This window comes from Geobacillus sp. BK01, assembly GCF_052220245.1.
Taxonomy (GTDB): domain Bacteria; phylum Bacillota; class Bacilli; order Bacillales; family Anoxybacillaceae; genus Geobacillus.
In genome coordinates this window covers 81,036-98,387 of the sequence record NZ_JBQPTH010000003.1, presented here as the reverse complement: position 1 = coordinate 98,387, position 17,352 = coordinate 81,036, and the positions used below count along the sequence as shown (strand labels likewise).

15 protein-coding genes are annotated in these 17,352 nt (G+C 53.6%); 13 read left to right on the top strand and 2 right to left on the bottom strand.

Annotated elements, in window-relative coordinates; all coding sequences use genetic code 11:
- The first annotated feature begins 65 nt into the window (after positions 1-65).
- The 7 genes from ACTVDO_RS04640 (at position 66) to ACTVDO_RS04610 (ending at position 11,315) form a co-directional block, all read left to right on the top strand.
- On the top strand, positions 66-1,130 hold the full coding sequence (locus ACTVDO_RS04640) for a carbamoyl phosphate synthase small subunit (RefSeq protein WP_020958928.1): 1,065 nt from the start codon (positions 66-68) through the stop codon (positions 1,128-1,130).
- The gene (locus tag ACTVDO_RS04635; RefSeq protein ID WP_442901137.1) at positions 1,123-4,251 is read left to right on the top strand and encodes a carbamoyl phosphate synthase large subunit; all 3,129 of its coding nucleotides are present in this window, start codon (positions 1,123-1,125) and stop codon (positions 4,249-4,251) included. Before ACTVDO_RS04640 ends, ACTVDO_RS04635 begins: the two co-directional genes overlap by 8 nt.
- Positions 4,248-5,186, top strand: coding sequence for an ornithine carbamoyltransferase (argF, locus tag ACTVDO_RS04630; RefSeq protein ID WP_020958930.1), 939 nt, complete (start codon positions 4,248-4,250; stop codon positions 5,184-5,186). Before ACTVDO_RS04635 ends, argF begins: the two co-directional genes overlap by 4 nt.
- Before the next feature lie 180 nt (positions 5,187-5,366).
- Complete coding sequence (locus ACTVDO_RS04625) at positions 5,367-5,546, top strand: YjzC family protein (protein ID WP_020958932.1); 180 nt, start codon at positions 5,367-5,369, stop codon at positions 5,544-5,546.
- 113 nt (positions 5,547-5,659) lie between these two features.
- Positions 5,660-8,248: an ATP-dependent chaperone ClpB gene (gene clpB, locus ACTVDO_RS04620; RefSeq protein ID WP_442901136.1), complete on the top strand. Its 2,589-nt coding sequence runs from the start codon at positions 5,660-5,662 to the stop codon at positions 8,246-8,248.
- Positions 8,249-8,484: 236 nt separating this feature from the next.
- Positions 8,485-9,099 carry a TetR/AcrR family transcriptional regulator gene (locus ACTVDO_RS04615; RefSeq protein ID WP_442901135.1) on the top strand — a complete coding sequence of 205 codons (615 nt, stop codon included), beginning with the start codon at positions 8,485-8,487 and terminating at the stop codon, positions 9,097-9,099.
- Between the two features lie 89 nt (positions 9,100-9,188).
- Complete coding sequence (locus ACTVDO_RS04610) at positions 9,189-11,315, top strand: MMPL family transporter (protein WP_442901134.1); 2,127 nt, start codon at positions 9,189-9,191, stop codon at positions 11,313-11,315.
- 55 nt (positions 11,316-11,370) lie between these two features.
- Here ACTVDO_RS04610 and ACTVDO_RS04605 read toward each other — a convergent pair whose 3' ends face one another.
- On the bottom strand, positions 11,371-11,559 hold the full coding sequence (locus ACTVDO_RS04605; protein WP_020958936.1) for a YjzD family protein: 189 nt from the start codon (positions 11,557-11,559) through the stop codon (positions 11,371-11,373).
- A 134-nt stretch (positions 11,560-11,693) separates the two neighbouring features.
- Between ACTVDO_RS04605 and ACTVDO_RS04600 the strand changes: the two genes are divergently transcribed.
- Positions 11,694-12,434: a hypothetical protein gene (locus ACTVDO_RS04600; protein WP_442901133.1), complete on the top strand. Its 741-nt coding sequence runs from the start codon at positions 11,694-11,696 to the stop codon at positions 12,432-12,434.
- Between the two features lie 35 nt (positions 12,435-12,469).
- Here ACTVDO_RS04600 and ACTVDO_RS04595 read toward each other — a convergent pair whose 3' ends face one another.
- Complete coding sequence (locus tag ACTVDO_RS04595; protein WP_020958938.1) at positions 12,470-12,718, bottom strand: hypothetical protein; 249 nt, start codon at positions 12,716-12,718, stop codon at positions 12,470-12,472.
- A gap of 274 nt (positions 12,719-12,992) precedes the next feature.
- Between ACTVDO_RS04595 and ACTVDO_RS04590 the strand changes: the two genes are divergently transcribed.
- The 5 genes from ACTVDO_RS04590 (at position 12,993) to ACTVDO_RS04570 (ending at position 17,295) form a co-directional block, all read left to right on the top strand.
- Entirely contained in the window at positions 12,993-13,925 is a 933-nt protein-coding gene (locus tag ACTVDO_RS04590) for a beta-ketoacyl-ACP synthase III (RefSeq protein WP_020958939.1), read from the top strand.
- A gap of 37 nt (positions 13,926-13,962) precedes the next feature.
- Positions 13,963-15,201 (top strand): beta-ketoacyl-ACP synthase II, encoded by a 1,239-nt coding sequence (gene fabF, locus ACTVDO_RS04585; RefSeq protein ID WP_442901132.1) that lies wholly within the window; start codon positions 13,963-13,965, stop codon positions 15,199-15,201.
- 171 nt (positions 15,202-15,372) lie between these two features.
- Positions 15,373-16,164 (top strand): DUF2268 domain-containing protein, encoded by a 792-nt coding sequence (locus ACTVDO_RS04580; RefSeq protein ID WP_020958941.1) that lies wholly within the window; start codon positions 15,373-15,375, stop codon positions 16,162-16,164.
- A 98-nt stretch (positions 16,165-16,262) separates the two neighbouring features.
- Entirely contained in the window at positions 16,263-16,469 is a 207-nt protein-coding gene (locus ACTVDO_RS04575; protein ID WP_020958942.1) for a hypothetical protein, read from the top strand.
- An 85-nt stretch (positions 16,470-16,554) separates the two neighbouring features.
- Complete coding sequence (locus ACTVDO_RS04570) at positions 16,555-17,295, top strand: YjbA family protein (RefSeq protein ID WP_020958943.1); 741 nt, start codon at positions 16,555-16,557, stop codon at positions 17,293-17,295.
- The last annotated feature ends 57 nt before the right edge of the window (positions 17,296-17,352 follow it).

Here is a 17,352-nt window from a genome sequence, read left to right as displayed (position 1 = left end):
TATTCTTGTTAATGCATAAAAATTCTATATCGGTTATAAAAAATCAAAACAGTGGGGTGGCGTCAGTGAAAGCGTACTTGCATGTGGCGAGCGGAAAAACGTTCAGCGGCGAACTCGCCGCTCCGCTTGAACAAACAGTGGTCGGGGAGGTTGTTTTTTTCACGGGGATGACCGGGTACCAAGAAGTGCTGACCGACCCGTCGTATAAAAACCAAGTCATCGTCTTTACGTATCCATTGATCGGCAATTATGGCATCAATGAAGACGACTTTGAAAGCAAGCGGCCGCATGTAGAAGCCGTCGTTGTCTACGAAGCGAGCCGTGAAGGCTTCCACTACGGGGCGAAATACAGTCTGGCGGAATATTTGCGGCATTGGAACATTCCGCTTCTAACCCACGTCGATACGCGCGCCCTCGTGAAAGAAATCCGCACCGCAGGGACGATGATGGCGGAATTGAGCGCGTCGCCGGTTCCGGCGGCAGCCGCTAGGGAAGCGGCGTTTCCGGTGCGCGACGTATCAACGAAAACGATTGAGACGTACGGCCATGGCGGCCCGCATTTTGTGCTTATCGATTTCGGCTGCAAAAAATCGATTTTGCAGTCGCTCTTATCGCGCGGTTGTCGGGTGACGGTCGTGCCATACGATACAGCGCCGGAAACGATCGAGGCGCTGAAACCGGACGGCCTTGTCCTCTCGAACGGCCCGGGCGATCCGAAACAGTTGGGTCATCAGCTTCCCACTATTCGTCAGCTCATCGACCGATATCCGACGCTCGCCATCTGCCTTGGCCATCAGCTCGTCGCCTTGGCGTACGGGGCGGATACGGAAAAGCTCCGCTTCGGGCACCGCGGCGCCAACCAGCCGGTGTGGGACGCGGTGAAACAAAAAGTGGTGATGACATCGCAAAACCATAGTTACGTCGTCAAAGAGGGCAGTTTGGCGGGCAAACCGTTTGACATTCGCTTTATCAACGTCAATGACGGCTCGGTCGAGGGCATCGTCCATCGCCATAAACCGATTTTATCTGTGCAATATCACCCGGAGGCGCATCCGGGGCCGCAAGATACCGGTTATATTTTTGATGAATTTTTGCAAACCGTCGCAAAGGGAGAGAACGTCTATGCCTAAAGATCCATCGCTTCAATCGATTCTCCTGATCGGATCAGGGCCGATCGTCATCGGTCAGGCGGCTGAGTTTGACTACTCGGGAACGCAGGCGTGCATCGCCTTGAAAGAAGAAGGATATCGCGTCATTTTAGTGAACAACAATCCGGCGACGATCATGACCGATGACGTCCACGCCGATGCTGTGTATTTTGAGCCGCTCACCGTCGAAGCGGTCGAAGCGGTCATCGCCAAAGAGCGCCCGGATGGGCTGCTGGCGACGTTCGGCGGCCAGACCGGTCTTAACTTGGCGTTTCAGCTTCATGAGGCCGGCGTGTTGGAAAAGTACGGGGTGAAACTGCTCGGAACACCGATTGAAGCCATTAAGCGCGGAGAAGACCGCGAAGCGTTCCGCGCGTTAATGCATGAGCTTGGCGAACCGGTGCCGGAAAGCGAAATTGTCACAAGCGTTGACGAAGCGGTCGCGTTCGCCAAACGAATCGGTTTTCCGATCATTATTCGTCCTGCGTATACGCTCGGCGGGACGGGCGGCGGCATCGCCGAAAACATGGAGCAGTTTGTCGCACTCGTAGAAAAGGGATTGAGCGAGAGCCCGATCCACCAATGTTTAATCGAGCGGAGCGTCGCCGGATTTAAGGAAATTGAATATGAAGTGATGCGCGATCAGTCGAATACGTGCATCACGGTGTGCAATATGGAAAACGTTGACCCGGTCGGCATTCATACGGGCGACTCGATCGTCGTCGCACCGTCGCAGACATTGACGGATGAAGAATACCAAATGCTCCGCTCATCGGCGGTGAACATCATTTCCGCATTAGGGATCATCGGCGGGTGCAACATTCAGTTTGCTTTGGATCCAAACAGCAAACACTATTACTTGATCGAAGTCAACCCGCGCGTCAGCCGCTCATCGGCGCTCGCGTCCAAAGCGACCGGCTACCCGATCGCCCGCATTGCCGCGAAGCTCGCGGTCGGCTACACGCTCGCGGAACTGATCAACCCGGTGACGAAAACGACGTACGCCAGCTTTGAACCGGCGTTGGACTATGTTGTCGTCAAATTTCCGCGCCTTCCGTTTGACAAGTTTCCGCATGCCGATCGGAAGCTCGGCACGCAAATGAAGGCGACCGGGGAAGTGATGGCGATCGACCGCAACATGGAGCGGGCGTTCCAAAAAGCGGTGCAGTCGCTTGAAGGGAAAAACAACGGACTGTTTTGGCCGGAACTTGCAGCCAAAACGAATGATGAACTGAAACAGCTGCTTGCCGACAAAGACGACCGCCGCTTTTTCGCGATTTTGGAACTGCTCCGCCGCGGTGTGACGGTGGAGGCGATCCATGAATGGACGAAAATCGACCGCTTTTTCCTTTGCTCGTTCGAGCGGCTTGTCGCCCTTGAAAAACAGGCGGCGGCTGCGACGCTGGACACGATTGAGGAGCCAACGTTCCGTTACCTAAAAGAAAAAGGGTTCAGCGACGCCTTTTTGGCTGAAACGTGGGGCGTGTCAGAACTTGACGTGCGCAAAAAACGGAAAGAGCTCGGCATCATGCCGTCATACAAAATGGTCGACACGTGTGCGGCTGAATTTCATTCAGAGACAGACTACTACTACTCGTCCTATTTCGGCGAAGACGAGCGGAAGGAAGCGAGCGGCAAAGAGAAAGTGCTGATCATCGGCGCCGGTCCGATTCGCATCGGCCAAGGCATTGAGTTTGACTACAGTTCGGTCCATAGCGTGTTTGCGCTGCAGCAAGAAGGCTATGAAACAGTGATGATCAACAACAATCCGGAAACCGTCAGCACCGACTTTGCCGTCGCCGACCGCCTTTACTTTGAACCGCTGACGCTTGAGAGCGTCCTCGATGTCATCGAGGCGGAGCAAATCAAACATGTCATCGTCCAATTTGGCGGCCAGACGGCCATCAATTTGGTCAAAGGGCTTGAGGAAGCCGGTGTTCCACTGTTGGGTGTCACGTACGATATGATTGACCAGCTCGAAGACCGTGACCGTTTTTACCAGTTATTGGAGGATCTTGACATTCCGCATGTGCAAGGGTTGATGGCGAACAACGCTGACGAGTTGGCCGCCAAGGCAGCTGAGATCGGCTACCCGGTACTGCTCCGTCCATCGTACGTCATCGGCGGGCGCGGCATGTTCATCGTCCGCGATGAAGCCCAGCTGGCGGCATTGGTGGAGCAAGGTGAGCTAACGTACCCGATTTTAATTGACGCGTACTTGGATGGGAAAGAGGCGGAAGCGGACATTGTGACAGATGGAACCGACATCGTGCTGCCGGTCGTCATTGAACACGTCGAAAAAGCCGGCGTCCATTCTGGGGACAGCTACGCATGGCTGCCAGCGCAGACGCTCACAGACGAAGAAAAAGCGAAAATCGTCGACTACGCAGGCCGGATCGCCAAAAAGCTTGGCTTTAAAGGAATTATGAACATTCAATACGTCATTGCCGGCGGCAATGTGTACGTGCTTGAAGTGAATCCGCGCGCAAGCCGGACGGTGCCGATCGTCAGCAAAACGACCGGCGTGCCGCTGGCGCAAATTGCGACAAAATTATTGCTTGGGAAATCGCTTGTCGACATCGTGGACGACAAAGAGCGCGGGTTGGCGGTCATGCCGTATGCGGTATTGAAATACCCGGTTTTCTCGACATACAAGCTGCCGGGAGTGGATCCGACGGTCGGGCCGGAAATGAAATCGACCGGCGAAGGCATCAGCATCGCCGCGACGAAAGAAGAAGCGGCGTACAAAGCGTTTTATGCATACTTGCAAAAGAAAGCAAACGCCAAGGAAATCTATGTGATCGGCGACATCGATGAGGAGCTAGCCGCGGAAATCGAAGCGAAACAGCTTGCCATCGTGTCAAAGGTGCCGTTGGCCGAGTGGGTGAAGCGAAGCGCAGCGCTGGCGGTCATCGATTTGCGCAAGGAAGAAGGCGAGGCCTCAAAACGAATGGCTGCGTTGTCCCGACAGTTGCTCGTCTTCACAGAACGCGAAACGGTGAAACTTTTCTTGCAGGCGCTCGATGTCGACCATCTCGATGTGCAGCCGATCCACGATTGGCTGGCGAAGAAAAAACAGGCAGAACAGGCGGTGATCGCATGAATGCAGTCATGTCATTAAAAGGAAGAGACTTTTTAACGTTGCTCGATTTCTCAACGGATGAAATTTTCGACTTATTAGCGCTTGCGGCCGATTTAAAGGCGAAACAAAAGGCCGGTGTATCCTATACGCCGCTTGTCGGCAAAACGATGGCGATGATTTTTGAAAAGCCGTCGACGCGCACGCGCGTCTCGTTTGAAGTCGGCATGATTCAACTCGGCGGCCAGGCTCTTTACTTAAATGGCAACGACTTGCAGCTCGGCCGCGGCGAAACGATCGCCGATACGGCCCGCGTCTTGTCACAATACGTCGATGTCATCATGATTCGGACGTTCGCGCACCAAAAAGTTGAGGAACTGGCTGAATATGCGTCCGTTCCTGTGATTAACGGCCTGACGGATGATGATCATCCGTGCCAAGCGCTGGCGGATTTGCTGACGATTTATGAAGCAAAAAAAACGTTCCAAGGCGTGAAGCTTGCTTATGTCGGCGACGGGAACAACGTCGCCAACGCTCTGCTTGTTGCGGCCGCCAAAGTCGGCATGGATGTGGCCATCGCCTGTCCGCCGGGCTATGAGCCGAAGGCAGCGTACGTTGAGGCGGCGCGCCGGATCGGCGAGAACACCGGAGCAGCCGTTGTGGTGACGCACGATCCGGTCGAGGCGGTGGCCGGAGCGGATGCGATCTATACAGACGTCTGGACGAGCATGGGGCAAGAGAGCGAAAGCGCCGAGCGGCTGAACGTGTTTCAGCCGTATCAAGTGAACGAACAGCTCGTCCAAGCGGCGAAACCGGATTATCTCTTTTTGCACTGCCTGCCGGCCCATCGTGGCGAGGAAGTGACGGCCGGCATCATGGACGGTCCGAACTCGGTCGTGTTCGAACAAGCCGGCAACCGGCTTCATGCGCAAAAAGCGATTTTGGTGTCCGTTTTATAACAAAAAAGGAATTCCCGCTTCGGGAGTTCCTTTTTCGTTTTAGGAGGGATTTCAAGGGGGAGCTTTTTGTCGTTGTGAACGGCTTGGTGTCCCTGCGGCCTGCCATCATTTCCCTTCTTATGAACGGCGATGAAACCGGGTATGATAACAAATGCAATCAAAGCAAGGGGGATGAATGAAATGGGCCAACCGCGCCATTTTAAGCCAGGCGATAAAGCGCCGAACAACGGTGTGTACATTGAAATCGGCGAAACGGGAGACAACGTGAAGCATCCGAAAAAGTTGAAGATGAAAGCCGGCGATACGTTCCCGGAAACGTCCAACCATAACCGGCATTGGACGTATTTACGCAAACCGTAAATTGCGATGCAAAAGCCATTCCATCTCATTTGGAGTGGCTTTTGATTTGCCCTTGTGCGTTGCCATCCGCTATAATTATTTATGGTCAAAAAAGGTCAAATGGAGGGGACGGCATGGATGCAAGCCGTTTGACGGAAAGACTGCAAGAGGCGCTCATGACGGCGCAGTCGCTGGCGAAAGAGCGGCATCATCAACAGCTTGATATTGAGCATCTCCTCGTGGCACTTCTCGAGCAAGAAGATGGCTTGGCGCCGCGGCTGTTTGCCCTTTGCGGCGCCGACCGCGCTCAGGCGATCGGCTGGCTGCAAGACCGGCTTCGCCAAAAGCCGGAAGTGCACGGGGCGGCACAAGGGCAGCTGTATATTGCCCCTGCCTTGGCGCGGCTGCTTGACGAAGCGGAGGCAGAGGCGAAACGGATGAAAGATGAGTACATATCGGTTGAACATGTGCTGCTCGCGCTGCCTCAAGGCGCGGAATCAATCGCCGGCCAGTTGGCGGCGTTTGGTTTGACGAAGGAAGCTCTATTAGTGGCAGTGAGAAACGTAAGGGGGAATCAGCGCGTGACAAGTCCGCATCCAGAAGCGACGTATGAAGCGTTAACGAAATATGGGCGTGATCTTGTAGCGGAAGTAAAAGCCGGCAAACTTGATCCCGTCATCGGCCGCGACAGTGAAATTCGCCGCGTCATCCGCATTTTGTCGCGGAAGACGAAAAACAACCCGGTGCTGATCGGCGAACCGGGCGTCGGGAAAACGGCGATCGTCGAAGGGCTCGCCCAGCGCATCGTGCGCAAAGATGTTCCCGAGGGGCTGAAAGACAAAACGATTTTTGCCCTTGATATGAGCGCGCTCGTTGCCGGAGCCAAGTTTCGCGGCGAATTTGAAGAGCGCCTGAAAGCGGTGCTAAACGAAATAAAAAAAAGCGACGGCCGCATCATTTTGTTTATCGATGAACTGCATACGATCGTCGGCGCCGGCCGGGCCGAAGGGGCGATCGACGCCGGCAATATGTTAAAGCCGATGCTCGCCCGCGGCGAGCTGCGCTGCATCGGGGCGACGACGCTTGATGAGTATCGGCAATACATCGAAAAAGACCCGGCGCTTGAGCGCCGATTCCAACAAGTGCTCGTCCAAGAGCCGAGCGTCGAAGATACGATTTCCATTTTGCGCGGGTTGAAAGAACGGTACGAAGTGCACCACGGGGTGAAAATTCACGACCGGGCGCTCGTCGCCGCCGCGGTGTTGTCCGACCGCTACATCTCGGACCGCTTTTTGCCTGACAAAGCGATTGATTTGGTCGATGAAGCGTGCGCCACGATCCGCACGGAAATGGAATCGATGCCGTCGGAGCTCGATGAAGTGATGCGCCGCGTCATGCAGCTGGAAATTGAAGAGGCGGCTTTAAGCAAAGAAACGGATGAAGCGAGCCGCGAGCGGCTGGCAGCGCTGCAAAAAGAACTCGCTCATTTGCGTGAAAAAGCGAACGCCATGAAAGCGCAATGGCAACAAGAAAAAGAGGCGCTTGACCGCGTCCGCCGCGTGCGCGAGGAACTTGAGCGGGCGAAGCGTGAGCTCGAGAAAGCGGAAAACGACTACGATTTAAACAGGGCGGCCGAGCTCCGCCATGGCCGCATTCCGCAGTTGGAAAAGCAACTCAAGCAGCTTGAGAAAGAAATCAGTGAGCAACGCGAAGGGAAACTGCTGCGCGAGGAAGTGACGGAAGAGGAGATTGCCGAAATCGTGTCGCGCTGGACAGGCATTCCGCTCACCCGCCTTGTTGAAGGGGAGCGGGAAAAGCTGCTTCGCCTTCACGAGCTGCTCCATGAGCGGGTCATCGGCCAAGACGAAGCGGTGGAACTTGTCGCTGACGCCGTCTTGCGGGCGCGGGCCGGCATGAAAGACCCGAACCGTCCAATCGGCTCGTTTTTGTTCCTCGGGCCGACCGGTGTCGGCAAAACCGAGCTGGCCAGAGCGCTTGCCGAGGCGCTGTTTGATAGCGAGGAGCAGCTCATTCGTCTCGATATGTCCGAGTACATGGAAAAACATGCTGTTTCCCGTTTGATCGGGGCGCCGCCCGGCTATGTTGGCTATGAGGAAGGCGGCCAGCTGACCGAAGCGGTGCGGCGTAAGCCGTACTCTGTCTTATTGTTCGATGAAATGGAAAAAGCGCACCCGGATGTGTTCAACATTTTGCTTCAGTTGCTGGATGACGGCCGGCTCACCGACTCACACGGGCGGACGGTCGATTTTAAAAACACGGTTGTCATCATGACGTCAAACATCGGCTCGCCGCTGTTATTGGAACACAAAAACGGCGACATCGATGAACAGACGCGCAATCAAGTGTTTGACCAATTGCGCGCCCATTTTCGCCCTGAGTTTTTAAATCGGATTGATGACGTCATCTTGTTTAAGCCGCTGTCGGTGAACGAAGTAAAGGGCATCGTCGAAAAGTTTGCCCGCGAGCTGTCGCACCGTCTGACAGATCGCCATATTGAACTTGTGCTGACGGAGGCGGCGAAGCGATACATCGCCGAAGCGGGCTTCGATCCGGTCTACGGCGCCCGACCGCTCAAGCGGTTTATGCAAAAGCAAGTCGAAACGCCGCTCGCCAAAGAGCTGATCGCCGGGCGGGTGAAAGAGTACAGCACCGTCATTGTCGATGCCGAAAACGGCCGGCTTGTCATCCGTCCACAGCCGTAAAGGATGCTGTGACAAGGAAACGGAGGAAGCGCTTCGGATTGTGTGTCGGCGCATGAGCGAGAACAAAACGGCTTGTTTTTGTCCGGTCATGACGCACGATCGATATCGTTGGCAAAAAGGGGCCACAGCTTAGGCTGCCTCATCCGTGTGCGGTCCGTCGTCTTGGTCAAAAGCGCCTTGCCTTTCGCAGGCGCCTTTTTCTTTTTTCTCAAAGCAGATGTATAATGAGTGCGAAAATGTCTGTACTGGTACAAGGTGAAAAAGGGGGAGGCGATCAAGTGGCGCGCGAACGGAAATTTTCATTGAACGAATTGTTTCAACAGACAAAACAACTTCTCCTTGAACACGGCTATGAAGGGTTTACCTTTGGGCTGTTAGCGGAACGGCTTGGTGTGTCAAGAACGGCCATTTATAAACATTTTGAGAACAAAGAAGAGGTTATTACGGCGTATATGGTGGACGAAATGGAGCAAGTGTTTGCCAAACTTGTTCATATTCATGACTATCCGACGTTTGACGAACAGTTTCGCTTTTTGCTTGACTTGATTTTGTACCATGACGATCTTCATCAGATGATCGCGATCGGAAGGCGCGTCCCGGATACGACTCCGGTTGTGCGGGCGAATAAGGCGCGCCTTGAGCAGTTTCATGAGCGGATGTACGAAGAGCTTGACCAACTGGTGGAGCGGGGGAAACAAGAAGGCAAAATGAAACCGCACCTTCCCAACCGGATCGTTCTTGCGTATATTTTTCAATCGGTGACGGTCCCTCATTTTCCTGGCATTTCGCTTGACCAATGGGCGGAAAGCATTAAGGAGATCATCATGTATGGGGTGATGAATGGAAATTGACAGTAGTGTCACTTCCCCATTATGATAAGAATGTGCTGAAAGTTACATAAGTGTCACTTTCGGCAATTCAGGAAAAATGGGGGATCGTGATGAATCGATGGCTGCATGTGTTGACCGACCGGGTGGCAACGAAAAAAGGAACGGGGTGGACGTTGATCATTTGGCTTGCGGCCGTTGCTATACTGGGGGCTGTAGCGCCGAGCGCCAAAGAGTATGAAGTGTCAAGCATAGAAACGCTTCCAGACGAGGCGCAATCGATGGTGGCGGCGAAAAAGGCGGATCAGTATGCTTTAACGAGCGACGGTGTTCCGGCTATTTTTGTCTTTCATTCAGATGACCGCCCGATTGCCAAAGATGAATTGCAACGTTTGGTCGGTCATATTGAACAAACGCATCGTGATGCATTGGAACAAGTTGTTCCGGTTGCTTCGCTTCCGCCGCAAGCGATGGCCGGTTTCGTTTCGGAAGATGGGAAAACAATCGTTGTTCCGGCTGTCTACCGGGCAACGATGGAATCTAAGGACATCCAAACGGTGAACGACGAGATTCGCAAATGGGTCAAAAAGGAAAGCGATGTGGCGATCTATATCACAGGACCGGCCGGTATTGCGGCTGATACGCTGGCGTTGTTTTCCCGCGCTGATATGGTGCTTATGTTGTCGACAGTCGGGTTGATTCTCGTGCTATTGATCGTCATTTACCGTTCGCCGCTGTTGGCGTTGATCCCGCTTGTGGCGGCCGGGTTGGTTTACGGAGTGGTTATGCAGCTGCTTGGGGTGCTGGGCAAAGCCGGGCTGGTCATATCGAAACAGACGGTTTCGATTATGTCGATTTTGCTGTTTGCCGCGATCACTGATTATTCGTTGTTCATCTTTTCCCGTTATCGTGAAGAGTTGAAGCGGCACGAGAACAAATGGCAAGCGATGAAATGGGCGATGCGTGAGACGGGGCTGCCGGTGTTTTTCTCTGGAGGCACGGTGCTGGCGGCTATGCTTGTCTTGTTTTTTGCGAAAATCGGCGATTACCGGAATTTCGCTCCGACGTTTGCGTTGGCGATGGCCGTTATTATGATCGCTTCGGTCACATTGCTCCCGGCGTTGTTTACGCTGTTTGGCCGCAAAGCGTTTTGGCCGAACATCCCGCGCGCCGGCGAGAGTGATGAAAAAGGGACAAGCGGATTTTGGCAGAAAATCGGCCGCTTTGTTGTCGAAAAGCCGCTCCTGACGGTCGCCTTGATCGGCTTGCTTCTTGTCGTGATGGCGGGCCATACGACCGCTCTTCGGTATGAGTATGATCTGATCAAATCGTTTCCAGACGATATGCCGTCGCGCCAAGGATATGAATTGTTGGAACAGCATTTTGCCAAAGGAGAGCTGGCGCCGACTACCGTTTTGTTTGAAGGAAAGGCTAAGGTGACGCCGCAACAGCTGGAACAGCTGCAAAATCAGCTCGAAAAACAGCCGCTCGTCAGCGAAGTGCGCCCGACCGGTACGGCCGATGAGGGCCGCGTTGCCACTTTTACGCTTACGTTTCGCGAAAGCCCGTACGATGTCAAAACGATCGATGCGATGGAACAGATCATTGACCGGAAGGAAACGATCGTCAAACAAAGCGGGCTTGACGGTCGCCTTTATTTTGTCGGGGAAACAGCGGCGAAAGTGGATGAACGGGCGTTGAACAAACGCGATATGATCGTGATTGTTTCATTGGAAACGCTCTTGATTCTTTTGCTGCTCATTGGGCTGACACGATCGGTGAAGCGGTCCATGTATATGATGGCGACGATTCTCGTTTCGTTTGCGGCCGCGCTCGGGGTTGGAATTTGGCTGGCCGATTGGCTGTTTGGCATCGGCGCTGTCAGCGACCGTGTGCCGATTTATGCGTTTGTATTTTTAGTGGCGCTCGGCATTGACTACAATATTATGCTCATCTCCCGTTTCCAAGAGGAGTGGAGAACGCATTCGCTTCATGAAGCGGTGAAACAGGCGGTGGCTCATACCGGCGGCGTCATTTCTTCGGCTGGCCTCATTTTGGCGGCGACGTTCGCCGTGCTGATGACCCAGCCTGTACAACTGTTGTTTGTGTTTGGTTTTCTTGTCGCCATTGGCATTTTGCTTGATACGTTTTTGATTCGCGGGATGCTGCTGCCCGGCCTTATTGTATGGCTGGAAAAAGAACGGGAAGCGCCGGCCGAGGCGGACGGTGAAACCGTATAGACAGCTGCAAAAAGCAACGCCTTGGAGGTTTCCTCCAAGGCGTTGCTTGTACTGATTAATGGTGATGATGCCCGGCCGGCTCGTCCGGAATCAAAGCCGCGACAACGACGATCAAAATGGTGACGATGACGCCAAGCAAGGCGCCGGTCGCAAAATCGTAGCCGATGCCTTGCATCGAGCCCATGACGTACGTCGCCATTTGCACGAGCAAAAACGTCCAGAAAAACGTCCAAAACAGGCGCATCTTGTTTCCCCCTATCTTCGCATCATTCCTTTTCTTATCTTATCACAATTTGTTCATTTAGGCATATACCCGGACGTTTTTTTCTGCCCGGCATATCGTATACTGTACAATTCTGTATCGCCAAACAAGGGTGAATGGAAACGATGGCAGGACAACGACGGTTTTTCCAACTTGATGGGCAATGGTGCATCGTTCACGTGCCGGAGCGCCCGAACGGGTTTGCCCTTTTTTTAATCGGCGACGGTGACCAGTTTGTGAACGAACAAACGAGTTTTTGGCTCGAGCATCCGGGGCGGCGCCAGTGGCTGGACGATTGGCTTGAACAAGGGTATACGGTATTTTCCTCCCACTTGTACGGCCGGCATTGGGGAAGTCCAAGGGCAGTCCGGCTGGCGCGCCAGCTTATCTACTCCGTACTGAAAAGCGAAATTGTCAACCAGCGCATTTATATTGTTGCTGAAGGAATGGGCGCACTCGTCGCTTTACAGCTGCTTGGCGCCATGCCGGGGCAAATCCGTGCCGTCGCCATGCTCAACCCTTGCCTTGATGTACGCGCCCAGCTCAGTCATGAACGGGAACACCCGTTAATGTATCGACGGATGGTGAAAGAAATCGCGCTTGCCTACGAAATGAAGGAAGAGGAGGTGCCGGGGGCTGTTCCGTCCCTTTTTCTCAGCCCTCATGATGTTCCGGTGACGATTTGGCAGCTCGCCGGCGTGAGTGGGTATCCATCCGCACTGCACAGCCGCAAATACGAGCAATGGATGAAAACAATGAATGACCGGGTGCGCGTCGTATACCATTTACCGGAAAGACGACGACAGCTGGCGGTGCAAATCGGACAATTTTTCCGCCAGTACAACGAACTCCCGTAAACAACGAAGGCAGACGCATCGCGGTGTTGCGTCTGCTATTTTTTCATGAGATCGACGAGTGAAGAGATTTTTTTGACAAGCGGTTTTAACTGTTGCAAGGAGTCTGTCAGTACACCGACATTTTCAAACAGTTTCATAAAATCAATGTTTGGCAGCGGGAGCGGCTCCGTTTCCTCTCGCTCTTCCTGCCGGTCGGCCTGCCGTGGAGGAAAGGGGCCGAACATGAGGCGGGAGAAGCGGTCACGCTGCTCGCGGCGCTGTTCTGGTCGTCGGTTGTTCGCCATGCGATGTCCTCCCTTTCGTACCATCTTTTAGTTGCATTGTATGAGCGGAAAGGAAAAACGGTTTGGACAAATGCCTTTAAGTACGGAGAAGGCAACGAATTTCCTTCATTTTGCTTCACGGGGATCTCCGCTTTTCTATTGCGCATACGAGCACTTTTCGTTAAAATTAGTACCAAGTAATAATAATTGGTTATGTGGACTGATTGTACATTGGAATTATGCTGTATTTGCGAGGTTTTTCGGTTATTTTGAGAGGAAAAAGGAGATGAATGGTATGGGAGCAGGAATCATTGGCGTTGGTTACTATGCGCCGGAAAAAGTGGTGACAAACGCTGACTTAGAAAAAGTGATGGACACATCAGACGAATGGATTCGGACGCGCACCGGGATTGAGGAGCGACGCATCGCTCCGGATGATGTCGATACGTCTGACATGGCGTATGTTGCTGCTGAGAGGGCGCTCGCTGATGCCGGCATTTCCGCGAAAGACATTGATTTGATTTTGGTTGCTACCGTTACTCCGGATCGCCCGTTTCCGTCTGTCGCCTGCATGTTGCAGGAGCGGCTCGGCGCTGTCAATGCCGCAGCGTTGGACATTAGCGCTGCCTGCGCCGGGTTTATGTATGGGGTCGTGACAGCGAGCCAGTTCATTGACAACGGCGCATATAAGTATATATTGGTAGTGGGCGCAGAAAAACTATCAAAAATTATTGACTGGACCGACCGAAATACAGCGGTGCTGTTTGGCGATGGCGCCGGAGCGGTCGTCATGGGGCCGGTGTCGCCGGGGCGCGGCATTTTATCCTTTGAATTAGGTGCTGATGGAACGGGAGGAAAACATTTATATCAAGACGAATATATCATCATGAACGGCCGGGAAGTATTTAAGTTCGCTGTCCGGCAAATGGGGGAATCAAGCTTGCGTGTGCTTGAAAAAGCCGGTCTGTCGAAAAATGATGTTGACTTTTTGATTCCTCACCAGGCGAACATTCGTATTATGGAGGCGGCCAGACAGCGGCTGGAACTGCCGGAAGAGAAAATGTCAAAAACGATTGCCCGATACGGCAATACGTCAGCAGCGTCCATTCCGATTTCGCTCGCCGAGGAAATCGAAGCGGGCAAAATTAAAGACGATGACGTCATCATCATGGTCGGATTCGGCGGCGGACTGACATGGGGCGCGATTGCTTTGCGCTGGGGCCGCTAACGGCTTGTACATTTTGGATAAAGGAGAGACGGAAACGATGGAAAGAAGACGAGTTGTCGTGACCGGGATGGGGGCCGTCACCCCGCTCGGCAATGACGTCGAAACGACGTGGAAAAACATCATTGCAGGCCAATCCGGTATCGATACTGTCACTCGTGTCAATCCGGATGATTTTCCAGCGAAAGTGGCGGCGGAAGTCAAAGATTTCGACCCGGCGTCGTTTATGGACCGTCGTGAAGCGAGAAAGATGGACCGGTTTACGCAATACGCCGTAGCGGCGGCGCTCATGGCGGTGAAAGATGCCAAGCTGGAAATCAACGAACAAAACGCCGAGCGGGTCGGCGTCTGGATCGGCTCTGGCATCGGCGGGATGGAGACGTTTGAACAGCAGTTTGAAATTTTCCAACAGCGCGGCTACCGCCGAGTGAGCCCGTTTTTCGTGCCGATGATGATTCCGGATATGGCGGCCGGGCAAGTATCGATTATCCTTGGGGCGAAAGGAATCAATTCATGCACGGTCACCGCTTGCGCGACCGGGGCCAATTCGATCGGCGACGCGTTTAAGGTCATTCAGCGCGGCGATGCCGATGTCATGATCACCGGTGGAGCTGAAGCGCCGATCACCAAAATGTCGTTTGCCGGCTTTTGTGCGAACACGGCGCTCTCGACGAATCCAGATCCGAAAACGGCGAGCCGTCCGTTTGATAAAAACCGCGACGGGTTTGTCATGGGGGAAGGGGCAGGCATCGTCGTTCTTGAAGAGTTGGAACATGCGCTGCGCCGGGGGGCGACGATTTATGCCGAAATTGTCGGCTACGGTGCCACTGCGGATGCTTACCATATTACAGCACCGGCGCCAGGCGGCGAAGGAGGCGTGCGGGCGATGCGCCAGGCGCTGCAAGACGCCGGCTTACAACCGGAGGACATTGACTACATTAACGCCCACGGCACAAGCACGGAGTACAATGATAAGTACGAGACGATTGCCATTAAGGAAGTGTTCGGCGATCATGCGTATAAGCTTGCCATCAGCTCGACGAAGTCAATGACCGGCCACCTGCTTGGCGCGACCGGTGCGGTGGAAGCCATTTTCTCGGCGTTGGCGATTCGCGATGGTGTCATTCCGCCGACGATCAACTACGAAACGCCGGATCCGGAATGCGACTTGGACTATGTGCCGAATGAAGCGCGCAAGCGGGACGTACGCGCGGTGTTGAGCAATTCGTTTGGTTTTGGCGGCCATAATGCAACATTAATCTTCAAAAAATATATGTGACGGACGAAAATGAGGGTCTTGGTTGAACGAAACGGAAACCGTTAGGCATCACTAACGATCGCCGGTTCGTTCAAAGCGAGACCCTCTTTTGAATGGCGCTTTGCGGCGAGCCGCTCGTTGTTCACCGTCTCTCCTTTGCTGACATAATGTAAGAGGGAAGGAGGGGAGGAAATGGGATTATTCCCAACTGACCAGTGGCTCGAACAAGATCGGGGCGACCCGCTTCGGCTATGCGCACGGTTTGTCCCATTTTTTGGCGATGCGTCAGCGCACGACATTCATAAATACTTGTGTCGGTATGGCATGTACCGGAGCGCCCGGCAAGCTGTCCGGATGCTGCCGGATATGAAGGCGCAGCGTCTTTGGGAGCGGGCCGGCCGCCAGTATGACCGGCAGCGGGAGAGGTGGAACGGGCCGGACGTTCCGGTATTTTTGCTGCCGGCCGATGATGAAAACCGGAAGCTTGCGCGCGAGTTTCACGGAAAAGGCGGGGTGGCGTTTGCCGATAAGCTGTTTTTCTTTTTGCTGCCCGAACATCGCGACGGTGAGATTGCTGCGCTCGTGGCACACGAATACAATCACGTGTGCCGTCTGCAAATGCTGCCGATTGACGGCAAAGAGGCGACACTGTTGGATGCGGTGATTATGGAAGGGCTGGCGGAACATGCGGTGGCTGAGACGGTCGGCGCCGGACAGTGCGCGGACTGGACGGGGTACTATACGGATCGGGAACTGAGGCGTTTTTGGCGCCGCTATATCGCCCCAAACCAAGATATGGACGCCTCACATCCGCTTAGCACCCGGCTTTTGTATGGGCTTGGTTGGTATCCGAATATGGTCGGCTATGCGGTCGGCTATGCCATCGTCCGCCGCTGCCTTGAGAGCGGGCATTCGTTGACCAAACTGATGGCGATGGAAGCGAAACAAATCGCTGCCTTAGCCGGTTTTGACGCCATTGAATAAGCAGGGGGATTCATTGGGCGGCAAACGAATTGTCATGTTGTCCACAAAGCCGACATATATGTAGAGCAAGGAAGTGGACAAGAAGGAAGGGAAGCCCGATGGTCCGCCTGTTTTTTTATTTGGTCGGCTTCGGTTTTTCGGTCGTCGGAGGTATGATGGTAATCGCCTATTTAAACATTATTACCCCGGAACGCGGCTTCAGCGAGTATATGGTTTATATTGCGACGAGAGCAGAATGTTATTTATTGCCGCTCGGTCTGCTGTTCATGTGGGGGAGTTTGTCATTTCCAGACCGTGGTTCATAGTGGGGAAAAGAGGGCGAAATGGAATAAAATTCTGCCCCTCTGCCTATACTGATGGACAAACACGTCTGGAAGTGAGGGGTATCACATGCTTTACCTGCACGACATTTGGGTGAACTGGTTTGAGGGCGAAGAGAACGGATACAACGTCTGCCATTTTCATGAATGGCGCAAAGACGATCAAATCGAGCTGCTCGACCAAGTGCCGCTGTTAAAAGTGTCCCCGGCTCTGTTCCAATATATTGAAAACAGTTTGTCCGACCTTCCGAAACCGCTTTTAGACGACGTTTATCAAAAAGCGTATGTCCGCAAAAATCATGAACGCATCCAACTCGACTATTGTTTCATCGTGACCGATGGGGCCGGCATTTTGGCTGTCGATACGATCGGCTACCACATTCCGATTCGCAAAAGCCGCCTCATTCCGCGGCAAGAGCAGCTCGTTTATGAAATGGCAGCCGAGGCAGACGAACAACCATATCCGCTGCCCAAGCATGAAAAAGAATACCATATTTTATCGCCGGCGCCGGAGTTGATGTGCGGGCTGACGCGCAAGGAGCGGCAGCTGAAACAATTGTTGTTCATGGCGCTCGATCAGCTGTATTCGACGAAAAATGGCGCGGAAGTACGCTATTGGTATACGGAGTGGGCGCCGGAAAAGTATGCGGACATTCAAAAAATGTCGTTTGAGGAAGCGTGGGAACGGCTGTATGAAGAAACAAAACAAGGCTGGTCAAAACGCCATGAGCAGCTGTGCGAAAACTTAATTAAAGGCCAGCCGTTTTTTGAAAAGCTTTGGGAAACGGAGCAAGAGCCGAAAGTGAATTAAACAACGGGCGGAGGCGCCCTGCGCCCGCCCGTTTTTGTATGGCTGCGTCATATGGAT